This is a genomic window from Nostoc favosum CHAB5714 (assembly GCF_020829495.1).
Taxonomy (GTDB): domain Bacteria; phylum Cyanobacteriota; class Cyanobacteriia; order Cyanobacteriales; family Nostocaceae; genus Nostoc; species Nostoc favosum.
On the sequence record NZ_JAIVFQ010000007.1, the window covers coordinates 154,035 to 168,892 of the forward strand.

Genomic DNA, 14,858 nt, shown 5'->3' on the forward strand with positions numbered 1-14,858 from the left:
ATTAGTCATTGGTCATTGGTCATTAGTAAATAACAAATGACAAATGACAATTAACAATTCAGCACGAGAAGAGAGATGAAAATCACCCAAGGCAAAATTAACGAACTGCTGACTGAGACAGGATGCGAACATAATCAGCACAAACAAACGGAAAAGAAAAACAAGTCATGCGCTCAACAGGCACAACCTGGCGCGGCTCAAGGGGGCTGTGCCTTTGATGGTGCAATGATTGCTTTAGTGCCGATCGCAGATGCTGCTCATTTAGTCCACGGGCCGATTGCTTGTGCTGGTAATTCCTGGGGCAGTCGTGGTAGTCTGTCGTCTGGCCCGCAACTCTACAAAATGGGCTTTACCACTGACTTGGGTGAAAATGATGTCATCTTCGGTGGCGAAAAGAAGCTTTACAAAGCGATTCTGGAACTCAAAGAGCGCTACCAACCAGCAGCAGTATTCGTCTACGCCACTTGCGTTACAGCCTTAATTGGCGATGATATCGATGCTGTCTGCAAAGCTGCTGCTGAGAAAATTGGTATTCCTGTTGTTCCCGTCATTGCACCAGGATTCATTGGCAGTAAAAATCTGGGCAACCGTTTTGGCGGTGAAGCTTTATTAGAATATGTTGTCGGCACAGCAGAACCAGAACATACAACGCCTTATGATATTAACTTAATCGGTGAATATAACATCGCCGGGGAAATGTGGGGAGTAACACCACTGTTAGAAAAATTAGGCATCCGTATTTTGTCTAAAATTACGGGCGATGCTCGCTACGATGAAATTCGCTACGCCCACCGCGCCAAGCTCAACGTCATGATCTGCTCACGAGCGCTGCTCAATATGGCGAGAAAGATGGAGGAGCGTTACAACATCCCCTACATTGAAGAGTCTTTCTACGGCATCGATGATATGAATCGCTGTCTGCGAAATATCGCTGCTAAATTAGGCGATCCTGATTTACAGGAGCGGACAGAAAAGCTAATTGCAGAAGAAACGGCTGCTTTAGATTTGGCACTGGCTCCTTATCGCGCTCGACTCAAAGGTAAGCGGGTTGTGTTGTATACAGGTGGTGTCAAGAGTTGGTCGATTATTTCGGCTGCTAGAGACTTGGGCATTGAAGTTGTTGCTACCAGTACTCGCAAAAGTACTGAGGAAGATAAAGCCAAAATCAAGAAGTTGATTGGCAACGATGGCATCATGCTGGAGAAAGGCAACGCTCAAGAATTGCTACAACTGGTTAAAGACACTCGCGCAGATATGCTGATTGCTGGTGGACGTAACCAATACACCGCTTTGAAAGCTCGAATTCCTTTCCTTGATATCAACCAAGAACGCCATCATCCTTATGCAGGTTATGTGGGAATGATTGAGATGGCGCGGGAACTGTACGAAGCTCTCTATAGCCCGATTTGGGAACAAATACGCAAACCCGCTCCTTGGGACGAGGAGGTAGTTTAATGGCGATCGTTACCGCTTCTAACAAAGCACTGACAGTTAATCCCCTCAAGCAAAGTCAAGCTTTGGGCGCAACCTTAGCCTTTTTGGGATTGAAAGGGACAATGCCCTTATTCCACGGTTCTCAAGGTTGTACTGCTTTCGCCAAAGTTGTCTTAGTGCGGCATTTCCGGGAAGCGATTCCTTTAGCTACCACAGCGATGACAGAAGTCACTACTATCTTGGGTGGTGAAGAGAATGTGGAGCAAGCAATTCTGACTCTGGTAGAAAAAGCTAACCCAGAAATTATTGGTTTATGTAGTACTGGGTTGACTGAAACCAGAGGCGATGACATTGAAGGTTTTCTTAAGGAAATCCGCGATCGCCATCCCGAATTAAATGATTTAGCGATCGTTTTTGCACCCACCCCAGATTTTAAAGGTGCGTTGCAAGATGGCTTTGCTGTCGCTGTCGAAAGCATAGTTAAGGAAATTCCTCGCGCGGGTGGACTCAGAACTGAACAAGTCACAATTTTGGCGGGTTCTGCATTCACACCTGGGGATGTACAGGAAATCAAAGAGATAATCACGGACTTTGGACTAGTGCCGATCTTTGTACCTGACCTTGGCGCTTCTCTAGATGGTCATTTAGAGGATGCTTATAGTGCAGTTACGGTTAGTGGGACTACCTTAAAACAGCTACGAGAAGTAGGTAGTTCTGCTTTTACCCTGGCATTGGGTGAAAGTATGCGGGGGGCTGCAAAGATTCTGGAAGAACGCTTTGGCACACCTTATGAGGTGTTTAGCGAACTGACGGGATTAGAACCGGTAGATGAGTTTATCCAAGCATTGGCAATTCTGAGCGGTAACAGCGTACCCGAAAAATACCGCCGCCAACGCCGTCAGTTGCAAGATGCAATGTTGGACACTCACTTTTACTTCGGTGCAAAACGAGTTTCTTTAGCGCTGGAACCAGATTTGTTGTGGTCAACAGTGCATTTCCTGCAATCGATGGGAGCGCAGATTCATGCGGCGGTGACAACGACGCGATCGCACCTCTTAGAAAAACTCCCAGTTAAAAGCATCACCATCGGCGACTTGGAAGACTTTGAGAGTCTAGCGGGCGGTTCTGATTTGCTGATTGGTAACTCGAATGTGGGTGCGATCGCTAAACGGCTCTCAATTCCTCTTTATCGTCTAGGATTGCCCATTTATGACCGCTTAGGTAATGGTCAATTTACCAAAGTTGGCTATCGAGGCACGATGGAACTTTTGTTTGGCATAGGCAACCTGTTTTTAGAGGCAGAAGAAGCGAGAGTTAAGCAGTTCCAAGAGTTCGGAATTGTCGGCGCTGAGTTTTGAATTCTTCTTCAAGAATTCAGGAGTCAAAATTCAGAATTCGGAAAGAGTAAAACCTGCCACTGATTGTTTGTTTATCCTTGGCGTTTGCGTAGGAAAAACTACTAATACCAATTCTTTGCGAAGGCATGTCAAACTTTCTTTATTTCTTTCTTTGTGTCCTTTGCGCCCTTTGCGGTTCGTTTCTCATATATTTTGGCGCATCACCAAACAGAATTGGTATAAATATGCAGATCTAGTTCTGCCACTCAAACTCTAATTACTCCTGAATTCTGACTCCTGACTCATGGATTCCTTCTTACCAATTCAAAATTCAAAACTTTAGAGAGGAGAATTACAATGAAAATAGCCTTCACGACGAGTGACCGAGTTCATATTAATGCTCATTTTGGATGGGCAAAAATGATTGATGTTTACGAAATTTCCGATGAGGGATATCACTTCGTAGAAACCCTCAATTTTGAAGGCGACCTCAAAGAAGATGGGAATGAAGACAAAATTACCCCAAAACTTGAGGCAATAGGCGACTGTACGATTATTTACGTAACAGCAATTGGTGGTAGCGCCGCCGCTCGTTTAATCAAGAAAGGTGTCACCCCAGTGAAGGCGCGATCGGAAGAAGAAGAAATTAGTGAAGTGCTAAATAAGCTAGTGAAAACCCTCAAAGGTAATCCTCCACCTTGGTTGCGTAAAGCTTTACAGCCAAAACCCACAAACTTTGCTGATGAAGTTGAAGATGAGGCAACAGTATGACCGCAAATAATAGTGTTAACGGAACCGCTACAACTGAAGTCTTGAACTCGCCTTTTCTTAAGGTATTAATTAAACAAATCCGTGGTCAAGACAGTTATGGAGTTTATCGTACTTGGTCGGATGAGTTGATTCTCAAACCCTTTATTGTCACCAAACAAAAAAAACGGGAAATCTCCGTTGAGGGCGAAGTTGATCCGGTAACTCAAGCCCGGATTATGGCATTTTTTCGGGCTGTAGCTGCTGGGATTGAACAAGAAACAGGTTTGATATCCCAAGTTGTAGTTGATTTGAGCCATGAAGGATTTGGCTGGGCGCTAGTTTTTTCTGGTCGTCTTTTGCTAACTGTGAAAACCCTACGAGATGCTCATCGCTTTGGCTTTGACTCGCTAGATAAATTAGCAGAAGAGGGAGAAAACTACGTCAAAAAAGGTCTTGATTTGGCGAAGCGCTTTCCTGAAGTTGGCAAAATTTAATTAGTCATTAGTCATTGGTTATTGGTCATTAGTAAAAGACAAATGACTAATGACATAGACGCGCCAGCGGCTTCCCGCAGGGTAGGACAAAGGACGAAGCACAAATGACAATTGAGGAACTACAAGGACAAATCAGACGGCTTAACAGCAAAGCAGGTCAAATGAAAATGGATCTGCATGATTTAGCTGAAGGTCTGCCAACAGATTACAACCAACTTATGGATGTTGCAGCTGCAACTTATGAAATCTATCGCAAGTTAGATGAACTTAAGCAACATCTGAAACAATTGGAGAATGCTAAATGACTGGAACTATTGATGAATTCAAGAAGCTCGTAGATGCAGAAGAATTTTTTCAATTCTTTAACATGTCCTACGATTTAGAAGTTGTAAATGTAAATCGTCTACATATTCTGAAAAAGTTCTCTCAATACATGCAGGAAATTGATGATAATTCTCCTGACTTGAATCAAGAAGAGAGACTAAATCAATATTCTTTGGCTTTGCAAAAAGCTTATCAGGTATTTGTCGAATCAACACCTCACGAACAAAAGCTGTTCAAAGTGTTTAACGACAAGCCGAAAAATGTAGTCACACTGACAGAAATCACTTCTGATTAGGAGGTATAAATTGGTTAACCTAACGCCTACCGAATTAGAACGCTATCGTCGCCAAATGATGCTTCCGAATTTTGGCGAAACAGCACAGAAACGCTTGAAGTCAGCGACGGTTCTGGTGACAGGTGTGGGGGGATTAGGCGGTACGGCGGCGCTTTACTTAGCAGTAGCGGGCGTTGGGCGGCTAATTCTAGTCCGGGGCGGTGACTTGCGGCTAGATGATATGAATCGTCAGGTTCTCATGACTGATGATTGGGTAGGTAAGCCAAGGGTATTCAAAGCTAAAGAAACTCTGGATGCGATTAATCCTGATGTCCAAGTGGAAGCTGTTCATGATTACATTACCCCGGAAAATGTAGACTCGTTAGTGCAATCCGCCGATATGGCTCTTGATTGCGCCCACAACTTTACAGAGCGCAATTTGTTAAATGAAGCCTGTGTGCGCTGGCGTAAGCCAATGGTGGAAGCTGCAATGAATGGGATGGAGGCTTACCTGACAACGATTATTCCTGGTGTGACTCCTTGCTTGTCTTGTCTGTTTCCAGAAAAGCCTGATTGGGATCAGCGCGGCTTTTCAGTTCTAGGCGCTGTTTCTGGAACACTAGCTTGTTTAACAGCACTGGAAGCTATCAAGCTAATCACTGGGTTTAGTCAGCCTCTATTGTCGCAATTGCTGACAATCGACCTAAATCGGATGGAATTTGCTAAACGCCGTTCTCACCGCGATCGCTCTTGTCCAGTATGCGGTAATAGTGCGCCTTGGAGACACGCGCAATCCAATTCGATGGAACCCACAGCCACAGGTATTGCACAAAATAGTTAATTTTCGTCATTAGTCATTAGTCATTTGTCATTAGTGAATAACAAAGGACAACTGACAACTGACAACTGACAAAGGACAAAGCACAACCCCACCTGAAATCAGAACAACTAATCGCTACAAATCAGGAGACTTAATGGCCGTTATTTTATCAGAAAAAGCAGAATTTCATCTGCGGGCATTCCTCAAAGGTTCCGCACCCGATGCTGATGGCGCAACTAAAGGTGTCCGCATCTCTGTAAAAGATGGTGGTTGCAGTGGCTATGAATATGCGATCGATATCACTAGCAAGCCCCAGCCAGATGATTTGGTAAGTCAGCAAGGCAAAGTGCTGGTTTACGTTGATGCCAAAAGTGCGCCGTTATTAGACGGAGTTATTGTTGACTTCGTTGAAGGAGTGATGGAAAGCGGTTTTAAATTCATCAACCCCAATGCGACTGATACCTGCGGTTGTGGAAAGTCCTTTAAAACAGACGACGGTACGCCTACTGGTGTACCTTGCAGTTAACATCATTCCGTTAGCGCTAAGTCAATTTTAGAGGCTTGCCATAGACGCACTCCGCAGAGTTTCAATGCTCTTGAGGTAGCTTCTAGTTCGCATTGCATCTCTTACTCCTATAGAGAAGCCGACTAAGCGTAGCATCTCCGTAAGAAGAAGGCAAAAGAAGTAGGATAGGTTGCTCAAAAAATTCGTAAATTAGACCAACTGTATAACGTTTGAGGAGAATCGGAAAATGGCTACCTACCAAGTTAGATTAATCAACAAAAAAGAAGACCTCGACACCACAATTGAAGTTGACGAAGAGACAACAATCTTAGACGCAGCGCACGAAAACGATATTGACTTGCCAGCTTCTTGTCAAGCAGGTTCTTGCTCTAGTTGTGTTGGCAAGGTTGTTGAAGGTGAAATTGATCAAGAAGATCAAAACTTCCTAGATGACGAACAGATTTCTAAGGGATTCGCTCTACTTTGTGTCACTTATCCCCGTTCTAATTGCACAATTAAGACACATCAAGAACCCTATCTTGTCTAAACTATTATTTTGCTTGCTGCCTTTAGCAATCAAATAAAAGATGAAGGATGAAGGATGAAAATATACTTCCTTCTTCCCTTCACAATCCCTAATTTATACTTTAAATGTTTTCCCCTTTTAGTGTTACTGGCTGTTCATTAGAATTATTAAGAACGGGAGAGCGAGGAATCGTCACCTTCTGTAAAAGTCAATATGAAACAATCTTGAAAAAACTGATATCAATCGGAGTAACACCAGGAGCTACTATCACTTTACAACAAAAGTTTTCCTCATTAATTATTAAAATAAGAAACACATCTCTAGCACTAAATATAGAAAGTATCTGTGCTATTTATGTCCGCATTATTGATAGTTAAATTAATTAGCATCTATATAATATCTTCTTAAAAAAATAATTATTAATTCGTAATTAATAGGGTACAAAGCAAGCACTGATTACAATTATGAATTACGAGTTACGAACTACGAATTACATTGACCTCACTCCTTTCCTAATTAATTCCAGGAGTGAGGTCACTAAATTTATAGATATGAATGCAATTTGGTATTACAGACAAAGCCACTTGTAAGAAAAAGAAACTTGCCTATTTTTTAATCAACAGCAACTATCACATCTGATGATTTAATCACGGCATAAGCCTGCTTACCTTCTACAAGTCCTAGCTTTTCCGCCGATGATTTTGTGATTATTGACACTAACTCTACTCCTGGTGCCACTTCTAAAGTTATCTCAGTATTAACTGTTCCAGGTACAACTTTTTTTACAGTCCCTTTGATAGAATTACGAGCGCTAATTTCCATGTTTTTATTTGCTAATTTTAGCTATTTATACTTTAGTAAATTAGCAAACTTTAATATTAAAAATGTTCTTTTTTTAAATATCTTAATAATTCTAAAATAATTCTTATTTGCCTAACGGCTATACCTCTAGTTGATGATCTTTACAAAAGAGCGTGGTAATGTGCTACCAAATTCAGGCTCAAACAATTTACAAAAATAATATTAATAGGTATTATCAAAAATAGACTTATCAAGTAAATATCTTATTATTTTATGTATATATATCGAGTGCTATAGCAGTCCTATTTGATTCGGGGAAAATATAAAATTTGAAAACGAACCGCAAAGTATTGGCTTTGGGCGCAAAGGGAAGAAGGAATAAAGAGATATATAATTTTCACAAATGATTTAGGACTGCTATAGATAACATTTTTACATTTAAACTTGCTAAGAAAAGTCGAATCAAGCATTAGAGTAAACTTTCAATAAGGTTCCCACAAAACAGATCAGGACTTACGCACAAGGAACAGAAAATCGAACCACAGAGGACGCAGAGAAGCCAGTGCGCCCTTGCGGTTCCCCGACTTGAAGCAACTGGCGCGACACGGAGGAATAAGAGTTTGAGAGGTTTTTGCGTAAGTTCTAAGATTTTAGAAGCGCTGGATACAAGCGATCGCTCTCTTATAATTGATACTATAGCCAGTCTCCAAGAATCAGCCAAAGCAATTATTTCTCGATTATGCAAATCTGATAAAAACTAACAAGTAAGCATTGCTGGTAAGAATTAGCACAAAGGGTCAGTTAATGTCCCTATCTGAATTTGCAATTGTAGAAAGCACTCTCCGTGAAGGCGAACAATTCGTCAAAGCCAATTTTTCTTCAGATGATAAAGTCGAAATCGCTGAGGCGCTTGCTGCGTTTGGAGTGGAATATATAGAGTTAACTACTAAGCGATACTTATGAATCAAACCAACAGTCAGAATCTGAGTGAAACTACAATCCAATGGCTAATAGCAAAAGGCTATAATCCTAGCGATTTAAATCAGACAGGCGAAAATGGCGATACAGCTTTGATGAAAGCTACAAGAGAAGGAATACATCCAGTCGTTAAAGAACTCATTGATGCAGGTGCGGATATCAATGCTCGAAATAGCGATGCCTCCGGCGGGCTACGCCTACGCAACAATGCTTTGTGGTTTGCTTGTTTTGGTACTCACTACGATTTAATTAATTTACTGTTGGCTGCCAACATTAACATTAACAATCAAAATGACAATGGTGCAACTGTTTTAATGTACGCAGCTTCAGCCGGAAAGACAGAAGTCGTCAGGTTACTTTTACAACATCATCCTAACTTAGATATGAAAAACTTAGACGACTATAAAGCTATCGATTTTGCCAGCAACGTAGAAGTCTTAAGGATACTTAAAAATGCCACAAAGCCAGATATCGGGCAAAGCTTATCATGACGCTACCAAGCATTCTTACTTATCGGTACAACTTGATCCAAATTATGTAGATGCTTCAACACAGCCATCTCCATTTAAAGTTTATCCCAAGTTTTATCGGAGAGTGAAATTAAATCTCAATAATCCTGTTCATTCTTTTATCTCGTTAACCAGTGCGATAACACTGGAAAAAGTATATAAAGATGGCCCTTATAAACTGCGGGTGAATCCATCAGCAGGCGCTCTGTATCCTACGGAAGTTTACGTACAGGTTCGCGGGATTGAGGGAATGGTAAATGGTATATACCATCTAGAAGTTGAGAATAATTGTCTAACTCTTATCTATGAATTAATTGATGATGGGTTGGAGAATTATATTATACCGAGTAAAAGTATCAACGGATTCATCTTTTTAATTAGTTGTGTTTATTATAGGTCTAGCTGGAAATATCAAAACAGGAGCATAAGATATTGCTTCTTAGATAGCGGACACCATTTAGGTGCAATCGCAGCTTCAGCTTTTCTCCACAACCAAGATATACAACTAATTTTTGACTTTGATAAACTTGCTCTCAATTCAGATTTGGGTTTTGAGAATAAGGAGTTTATTACTGCTTGTGCGGTGTCAGGAGAACTACAAGAGAAGAAAATCAGAAGCTTAAGGCTGAAAATTCCTTTTGTGTCTGGTACTGATTATTTTGAATCTAATCAATTTATTGAAGATGCCTATCAAGCAACAACTCTACAAAAGAGTCGCCAGCAGAAATTAGAGTATCCTCAATTTGGCTTCGACAAGGATAAATTTTATCAAGTTGTTTGGAATAGACGTTCTATTAGACGTTTCCGGAAAGAGTCTATTTCTCAAGAAGATTATTTATATATAGTGCAGCAACTTGAGCAGTCAATACCGACAGAAAACTATGAGGAGATAGAAATTTACTCAGTGGTGCATCGGGTAGAGGGAATGACACCTGGGTTATATAAAGGTACGTATCTGGTTAAAACGGGTAATTTTACTGAAAAGACGGGTTACTTATGCATTAATCAGGCTATCGCTAAAGATAGCGCTGTAACTTTATTTTTCGTGTCAGATTATTTAAACTATCAAACTGCTATGCAAATAGCTGGTTTTCTTGGACAGAGGCTTTATTTAACTAGTAATTATTTGGGGATTCAGTGTAGTGGTATTGGTGCTTATTATGATGATGAAACCCAAGAATTATTAGAAACAAATAAAGATGTACTTTATGGAATGGTGATTGGAATATAAGCAGGAAGCTAAAGAGAGATGGCTAGAAAGATGTATTACTTAAATGGTGATGACTCACATCCGATACAACCGACATCGGCAGATATTATACTGCGTCAGCAACTAGAGTATTCTATTAGTAGATACTTTTATGACGCTTGCGATCGCACTATTCAAAATCTTCTATCTAATTGTCGGTGGTATGTCACAACCCATGCCAATGCTCTAACATTGGTTATTGAATGTCCTGATCAAGTTACTAATTGGCGTATTTTACAAAAAATCGTGCCAATGGGGACATTACTATATGGAATTGTCAGCAGTGCTAAAATCCGTGTTTGTCCGCCAGAGAGTCAAGGCGTACCTTTTGAAATGAGGGTAGATGAACTTTCTGTTTATCGGGATTGGGCATAAGAGAAGAGAGACGCGATTAATCGCGTCTGTACAGGAGTTAGGAGTTTAAAATTTCTACTCATTATTTTGGCTGATAAGTGCAGCTACCTCTTCAAATACCAAATCAGCAGAATGTTTGATAGCAGGACTTAATTCTAGTCCAAAAGCAAGATTTGCCGCCTCAATTAAATAAACTGTCACCTCTTGGGGAAAGTCATTTTGAAAGATTTTCCGTCCGGCGGCTAAAGCATTATCCCAACGAAAATCGTGCAAGTTATAACTAGGTTCTGGCAAAGCTTCCAGTTCTTTTCCTGGAACTTTAAACACAGCACCTGCTTCAGAACCAGTTGAACTTGCATCAATAATTACTAATTCTTTACTACCTCTAGCTTGAAACATTACTTCCATCCCTGCGGTGCCACAGTCATATACTCGCACATGAGGATGAGGGTTTTCAGCTAGATATTTTTGTAAGCGTTGGGCAATGATTACGCCTACTGCGTCGTCACTGCGATTGAGGTTGCCGCAACCAATAATAGTTAGCATGGGATGAGATTTAATAACTTTAGTGAGTTGCAAAAGCACTGTCATCGATAAATAGATGAGATGAGGTAAAGCGCAATTTCAGGTGGTATTAGACCGCTAATAGCAGTATTCCAGATTTTGATATGTTAGACTGCTGAGTGCGCTTTAACATCCTAGATAGGAGTGTTCATCTGCTGCTTAGCGCCCGATAACACTATAGGCAGCGTGTTAGACCGTATAAGAGTAGTTAAATAAATAGTTAGGCGTGCTACCTACACTTAAAATTCGATGGGCAATATTCTTAATATCGTAGGTTTAGTTCTCGGCTTCATAGGTGCCTCTCTCGCATTTCTCGATAGTTGGCGCACTGGCTCACGGTTTAGCGAGAGAGGTGTCAAACTTGGGTACGAACCAACTTTAAACACGTGGTTCTGGAAATCGTGTGGAAGTATTGGCTTTGTGCTGATTACGATCAGTTTCGCTCTCCAATTATTCGCTGCCTGTATGTAGTAGTAAAAGCCTACCTAGTATGGTTACGCCACCAGCAATACAATCTTTTGTTATATACAAGTAGTCAAGGCAAATATTCCAGCTCGCAACCTGTATGAAAAACTCGGCTATGAACCGAAATGTATGAGTACTGGTATCGAGTAGGCTGTAGATCAGACAATCAGTAGTGACTGAAACAGAGGCTTTGACTAAATAATACAGACAAAGCCTCTGAAAAATAATTTATCAGCCGGAAACTATAAATCTACGCCATGTTTCTTGGCAATTTCAGTTAGTTTCTCATACTGATGTTGTGATGCTTGAGTTAATATCTCTTCAGCCTGTTCTTTAGTACTTCCTTCTTTAGGAATTAAATACTTGATATAAAGAGATACAAAATCGGCTACGATCGCTAAACCGGATAAAGCATGTTTGTCAGCTTCCTTGCCAGCGATCGCAGCTACCAAACCTGCTTTAATTGGGTCTGGTTTAACTTTCATGAACTGATCAACAAGTTTCGGGATGTAGTCTGCTGGTGGCAAATTATCTAACTTACTTCTGTCGGGAGTAAAGTTACATTCTGCGGCTTTTGCCTGCTCTAAAACACACCATTCGATGAATTCTTGCAATGCTGCATCGGGCACGCGAGGGAGATATTGATGTAGCGCTAAATCAGACACAAGCTTACCGTGTAAATTGCTGTTTTATGCAAATGCATTAAGGCAAGCCTAACGCATCGTTTCTATAAGTTATGGTGTGTTACGCTACGACTTTTGAATAAATAGTTAGATTATGAGATATCTCAAGCAAAAATCATCCTAGAGTAGAGCGATGATGCCCGTCATAGTCGAATACTTGCCAATTAGGGAGACAACTACAATTACAAGAATATATTTTAAATAATATTTACAGATGTATTCAAGTTGTATTTCTTATGGGAATCTTAAGAATACAGGAATTACGCAAACAATAGCCGAAAGCCTTATTTTCACATAGGGGCAATTTATGAATTGTCCCTACAGCGTGTACTTTTGCGTAAGTCCTAGAATATTATTACCCGCTTTGATTAATTAGTTTAAGGAAGGCAGAGTTAGCTATGGGAAAAGATTATGTTTTATTTCTACATGGTGTAAATGTACGGGAATCGAAAGAAAACGAAAGGAACCAGAATTACACCTATGCCGACAAGTTGTTTAACTTGATTGTTCAGCTAGTCCGGCAGAAAGATCGTAATCGTGAATGCATCAAAGTGCCTCTTTACTGGGGTGATGTCAACCAAAACGCCTTGGATGAACTACTAACAAACCTGCAAGGCTCGTCTAAGTGGAACCAACTCTGGTTTCAAGATTTTCGCCAGAAGCAAATATTGCAATTTGTTGGGGATGGAGGACTTTACATCAGTCGCCTAATTGGATCAATGGCGGCTGACCAACTCAAAAAGCAAACATTTAAAGGCTTAGAAAAGTATAAACAGGACGATCGCCTACATTTGGTGACTCACAGTTGGGGGACGGTCGTACTGTTTGACATTCTGTTTGCCAGCCGTTGGGATAATCAAGAAATTCCTGGCTATCAAAGTGTAAAGGCTATTCGAGATAAGCTTTATGGCATTGGGGATAAGCCTAAAGAAGGTATCCGGCTGGCTAGCATTCAGACTATGGGTTCTCCCATCGCTTTGTTCAGTTTAATTAGTATCAATGGTAGAAATGCTAATGACGAAAGTACTCATGACATCAGTCCTGGTTTAAGTAATTTGTTGAAGAACCTTACCCAAGGAGATCGAGAGTTGTCTTGGCTCAATTTTATGCATCCTGGTGATCCAATTGCTTGGCCGCTAGAAAATGTCATCACCAAGTTAATTCCCGATTCTGGTTCTTACGTTCAGGTAGAAGACGTTCTCACTGGTGACTCTGGTTTCTTGAATTTATTTGCTCAAACTCCCCCCATTAGACAAACGTTTTTGGCTCTGGCAAACGGCGGCAGCGCTCACGGAAGTTACTGGCAAAATAAAGATGTAGCACAGCGAATAGCAGCAAATATTCTAACAGCTTAATACTATTGTGTTTTAATCAAGCTCTATATGATGAGGATCTGGTGTTCGAGACGGAGTTTGTAAGTACACAACAGATTGTGGTTTACTAGACTTAGACTATGGGTAATGTTTCTATTCTTATAAATGCTGGAGTTGCAGTGAGGTCTTAACTAATGACTTTAATACTTGAAACTCAGAGGCTGTTGTTAAAACCAATTTTGGAGAGTGGGCTGAACACACTACACGCTATTCTCATTGACTCATACGTGAGAAAGTATCTGTGCGATGACAAAATTTTTCCATTGCAACAAATTGAAGAAATGGTGATACAAAGCCAGAATAGTTTTGAAGAAAAAAAATTTGGTTTATGGTTTATTGAGACTAAAAATGAGCAAGAAACCATTGGCTTTGTTGGTTTGTGGGATTTCTTTGATGAAGAACAGCCCCAATTAGTTTATGCTTTGCTGCCTGAAGCAACCAAAAAAGGTTATGCTAGCGAAGCTGCAACCAAGATGTTGGAGTATTGTTTTAATAAACTTAACTATCAGTATCTTTTAGCAAGCTGCGATCGCCCAAACCTTGAATCACAAAAAGTAACAGAAAGAATAGGCATGACAAAGGTGGACGAAAAAATCGTCAATGGCAACCCTTTAGTATTTTTCAGGATTGAGAGGTTGTAGGTAAAAATATTGTAACTATTGATAAGTCACTAGTGCGTGCGGCATAACACAGCGTTGTAGCTGATTGCAATCTAGATTGTCTAGATCAGTCCGTTGTTTGGGGATGAAGGCAATAAGCAGCAGCGATCGCTGAAGTAGCAATTGTAGTCGCCGAAATAGCAAATGCGATCGCCAAAGTAGCAAATGCGATCGCCAAAGTAGCAAATGTAGTCGCCAAAGTAGCAAATGTAGTCGCCAAAGTAGCAAATGTAGTCGCCAAAGTAGCAAATGCGATCGCCGAAATAGCAAATGCGATCGCCAAAGTAGCAAATGCGATCGCCAAAGTAGCAAATGCGATCGCCAAAGTAGCAAATGTAGTCGCCAAAGTAGCAAATGCGATCGCCAAAGTAGCAAATGCGATCGCCAAAGTAACAAATGCGATCGCCAAAGTAACAAATGTAGTCGCCAAAGTAACAAATGCGATCGCCAAAGTAACAAATGCGATCGCCGAAATAGCAAATGTAGTCGCCGAAATAGCAAATACGTAGGCGTAGCCAGCCATAGGCATTAAGATTTGGCTGCCCAAAGTAGGGAAATGTCGTACTTATTAAACATCGAATCGGCACTCACAAGCGTCATTTCTTCTATCTGAGCCTGTGCAATCAACATTCTTTGACACTCCCCAGCCATAAATGGCGGGGATTCTAGCATCAATGACGTTCTTTGCTTTTACAGGTCTTACGACCAATAGAAGTAGAGAGAACATCTCCGCTAGCGTTACTTTCCAGATGCCCTCCG

General features: G+C 40.9%; 22 protein-coding genes. 17 read left to right on the forward strand and 5 right to left on the reverse strand.

Annotation, left to right across the window (positions count from 1 at the left end; translation table 11 throughout):
- Positions 1-75: 75 nt before the first annotated feature.
- From nifE to LC586_RS07990, 10 genes are all read left to right on the forward strand, one after another.
- Entirely contained in the window at positions 76-1,455 is a 1,380-nt protein-coding gene (gene nifE, locus LC586_RS07945; RefSeq protein WP_229484035.1) for a nitrogenase iron-molybdenum cofactor biosynthesis protein NifE, read from the forward strand.
- Positions 1,455-2,792, forward strand: a complete 1,338-nt coding sequence (gene nifN, locus LC586_RS07950) for a nitrogenase iron-molybdenum cofactor biosynthesis protein NifN (protein ID WP_229484036.1) — start codon at positions 1,455-1,457, stop codon at positions 2,790-2,792. Before nifE ends, nifN begins: the two co-directional genes overlap by 1 nt.
- 336 nt (positions 2,793-3,128) lie before the next feature.
- Entirely contained in the window at positions 3,129-3,542 is a 414-nt protein-coding gene (gene nifX, locus LC586_RS07955; RefSeq protein WP_229484037.1) for a nitrogen fixation protein NifX, read from the forward strand.
- Entirely contained in the window at positions 3,539-4,015 is a 477-nt protein-coding gene (locus LC586_RS07960; RefSeq protein ID WP_229484038.1) for a NifX-associated nitrogen fixation protein, read from the forward strand. The genes nifX and LC586_RS07960 overlap by 4 nt, the downstream gene beginning before the upstream one ends.
- A gap of 104 nt (positions 4,016-4,119) precedes the next feature.
- Positions 4,120-4,320, forward strand: coding sequence for a CCE_0567 family metalloprotein (locus tag LC586_RS07965; RefSeq protein ID WP_229484039.1), 201 nt, complete (start codon positions 4,120-4,122; stop codon positions 4,318-4,320).
- A complete protein-coding gene (nifW, locus tag LC586_RS07970) occupies positions 4,317-4,634 on the forward strand; it encodes a nitrogenase-stabilizing/protective protein NifW (RefSeq protein WP_229484040.1) in 318 nt (105 codons plus the stop codon). Before LC586_RS07965 ends, nifW begins: the two co-directional genes overlap by 4 nt.
- A 10-nt stretch (positions 4,635-4,644) precedes the next feature.
- Complete coding sequence (locus tag LC586_RS07975; RefSeq protein WP_229484041.1) at positions 4,645-5,454, forward strand: HesA/MoeB/ThiF family protein; 810 nt, start codon at positions 4,645-4,647, stop codon at positions 5,452-5,454.
- A gap of 133 nt (positions 5,455-5,587) precedes the next feature.
- Positions 5,588-5,959: a HesB/IscA family protein gene (locus LC586_RS07980; protein WP_190890070.1), complete on the forward strand. Its 372-nt coding sequence runs from the start codon at positions 5,588-5,590 to the stop codon at positions 5,957-5,959.
- A gap of 226 nt (positions 5,960-6,185) precedes the next feature.
- Positions 6,186-6,485 carry a 2Fe-2S iron-sulfur cluster-binding protein gene (locus LC586_RS07985; protein WP_109012241.1) on the forward strand — a complete coding sequence of 100 codons (300 nt, stop codon included), beginning with the start codon at positions 6,186-6,188 and terminating at the stop codon, positions 6,483-6,485.
- Positions 6,486-6,589: 104 nt separating this feature from the next.
- Entirely contained in the window at positions 6,590-6,841 is a 252-nt protein-coding gene (locus LC586_RS07990) for a FeoA family protein (protein WP_229484042.1), read from the forward strand.
- 235 nt (positions 6,842-7,076) lie between these two features.
- Here the strand turns inward: LC586_RS07990 and LC586_RS07995 are convergent, their stop codons facing one another.
- A complete protein-coding gene (locus LC586_RS07995) occupies positions 7,077-7,286 on the reverse strand; it encodes a TOBE domain-containing protein (RefSeq protein WP_229484043.1) in 210 nt (69 codons plus the stop codon).
- A gap of 599 nt (positions 7,287-7,885) precedes the next feature.
- Between LC586_RS07995 and LC586_RS08000 the strand changes: the two genes are divergently transcribed.
- The 5 genes from LC586_RS08000 to LC586_RS08020 are packed head-to-tail and all read left to right on the forward strand — an operon-like array spanning position 7,886 to position 10,376.
- The gene (locus LC586_RS08000) at positions 7,886-8,026 is read left to right on the forward strand and encodes a hypothetical protein (protein ID WP_229484044.1); all 141 of its coding nucleotides are present in this window, start codon (positions 7,886-7,888) and stop codon (positions 8,024-8,026) included.
- 43 nt (positions 8,027-8,069) lie between these two features.
- Positions 8,070-8,228: a hydroxymethylglutaryl-CoA lyase-like TIM-barrel protein gene (locus LC586_RS08005; RefSeq protein ID WP_229484045.1), complete on the forward strand. Its 159-nt coding sequence runs from the start codon at positions 8,070-8,072 to the stop codon at positions 8,226-8,228.
- Positions 8,225-8,734 carry an ankyrin repeat domain-containing protein gene (locus LC586_RS08010; RefSeq protein WP_229484046.1) on the forward strand — a complete coding sequence of 170 codons (510 nt, stop codon included), beginning with the start codon at positions 8,225-8,227 and terminating at the stop codon, positions 8,732-8,734. Before LC586_RS08005 ends, LC586_RS08010 begins: the two co-directional genes overlap by 4 nt.
- Positions 8,697-9,983 (forward strand): SagB/ThcOx family dehydrogenase, encoded by a 1,287-nt coding sequence (locus tag LC586_RS08015; protein ID WP_229484047.1) that lies wholly within the window; start codon positions 8,697-8,699, stop codon positions 9,981-9,983. The genes LC586_RS08010 and LC586_RS08015 overlap by 38 nt, the downstream gene beginning before the upstream one ends.
- An 18-nt stretch (positions 9,984-10,001) precedes the next feature.
- A complete protein-coding gene (locus LC586_RS08020) occupies positions 10,002-10,376 on the forward strand; it encodes a hypothetical protein (protein WP_229484048.1) in 375 nt (124 codons plus the stop codon).
- Positions 10,377-10,430: 54 nt separating this feature from the next.
- On the opposite strand, the gene LC586_RS08025 is transcribed toward LC586_RS08020, so the two are convergent.
- Together LC586_RS08025 and LC586_RS08030 are read right to left on the reverse strand one after the other, a co-directional pair.
- On the reverse strand, positions 10,431-10,901 hold the full coding sequence (locus tag LC586_RS08025; RefSeq protein ID WP_229484062.1) for a hydrogenase maturation protease: 471 nt from the start codon (positions 10,899-10,901) through the stop codon (positions 10,431-10,433).
- Positions 10,902-11,626: 725 nt separating this feature from the next.
- Complete coding sequence (locus tag LC586_RS08030; protein WP_229484049.1) at positions 11,627-12,049, reverse strand: hypothetical protein; 423 nt, start codon at positions 12,047-12,049, stop codon at positions 11,627-11,629.
- 416 nt (positions 12,050-12,465) lie between these two features.
- Here LC586_RS08030 and LC586_RS08035 point away from each other — a divergent pair, with 416 nt between their 5' ends.
- Together LC586_RS08035 and LC586_RS08040 are read left to right on the forward strand one after the other, a co-directional pair.
- On the forward strand, positions 12,466-13,422 hold the full coding sequence (locus tag LC586_RS08035) for a hypothetical protein (protein WP_229484050.1): 957 nt from the start codon (positions 12,466-12,468) through the stop codon (positions 13,420-13,422).
- A 152-nt stretch (positions 13,423-13,574) separates the two neighbouring features.
- Positions 13,575-14,081 (forward strand): GNAT family N-acetyltransferase, encoded by a 507-nt coding sequence (locus tag LC586_RS08040; protein WP_229484051.1) that lies wholly within the window; start codon positions 13,575-13,577, stop codon positions 14,079-14,081.
- An 85-nt stretch (positions 14,082-14,166) separates the two neighbouring features.
- On the opposite strand, the gene LC586_RS08045 is transcribed toward LC586_RS08040, so the two are convergent.
- Together LC586_RS08045 and LC586_RS08050 are read right to left on the reverse strand one after the other, a co-directional pair.
- A complete protein-coding gene (locus LC586_RS08045) occupies positions 14,167-14,628 on the reverse strand; it encodes a hypothetical protein (protein WP_229484052.1) in 462 nt (153 codons plus the stop codon).
- Positions 14,628-14,771, reverse strand: coding sequence for a PIN domain-containing protein (locus LC586_RS08050; RefSeq protein ID WP_306423237.1), 144 nt, complete (start codon positions 14,769-14,771; stop codon positions 14,628-14,630). Before LC586_RS08050 ends, LC586_RS08045 begins: the two co-directional genes overlap by 1 nt.
- Between the last annotated feature and the right edge of the window lie 87 nt (positions 14,772-14,858).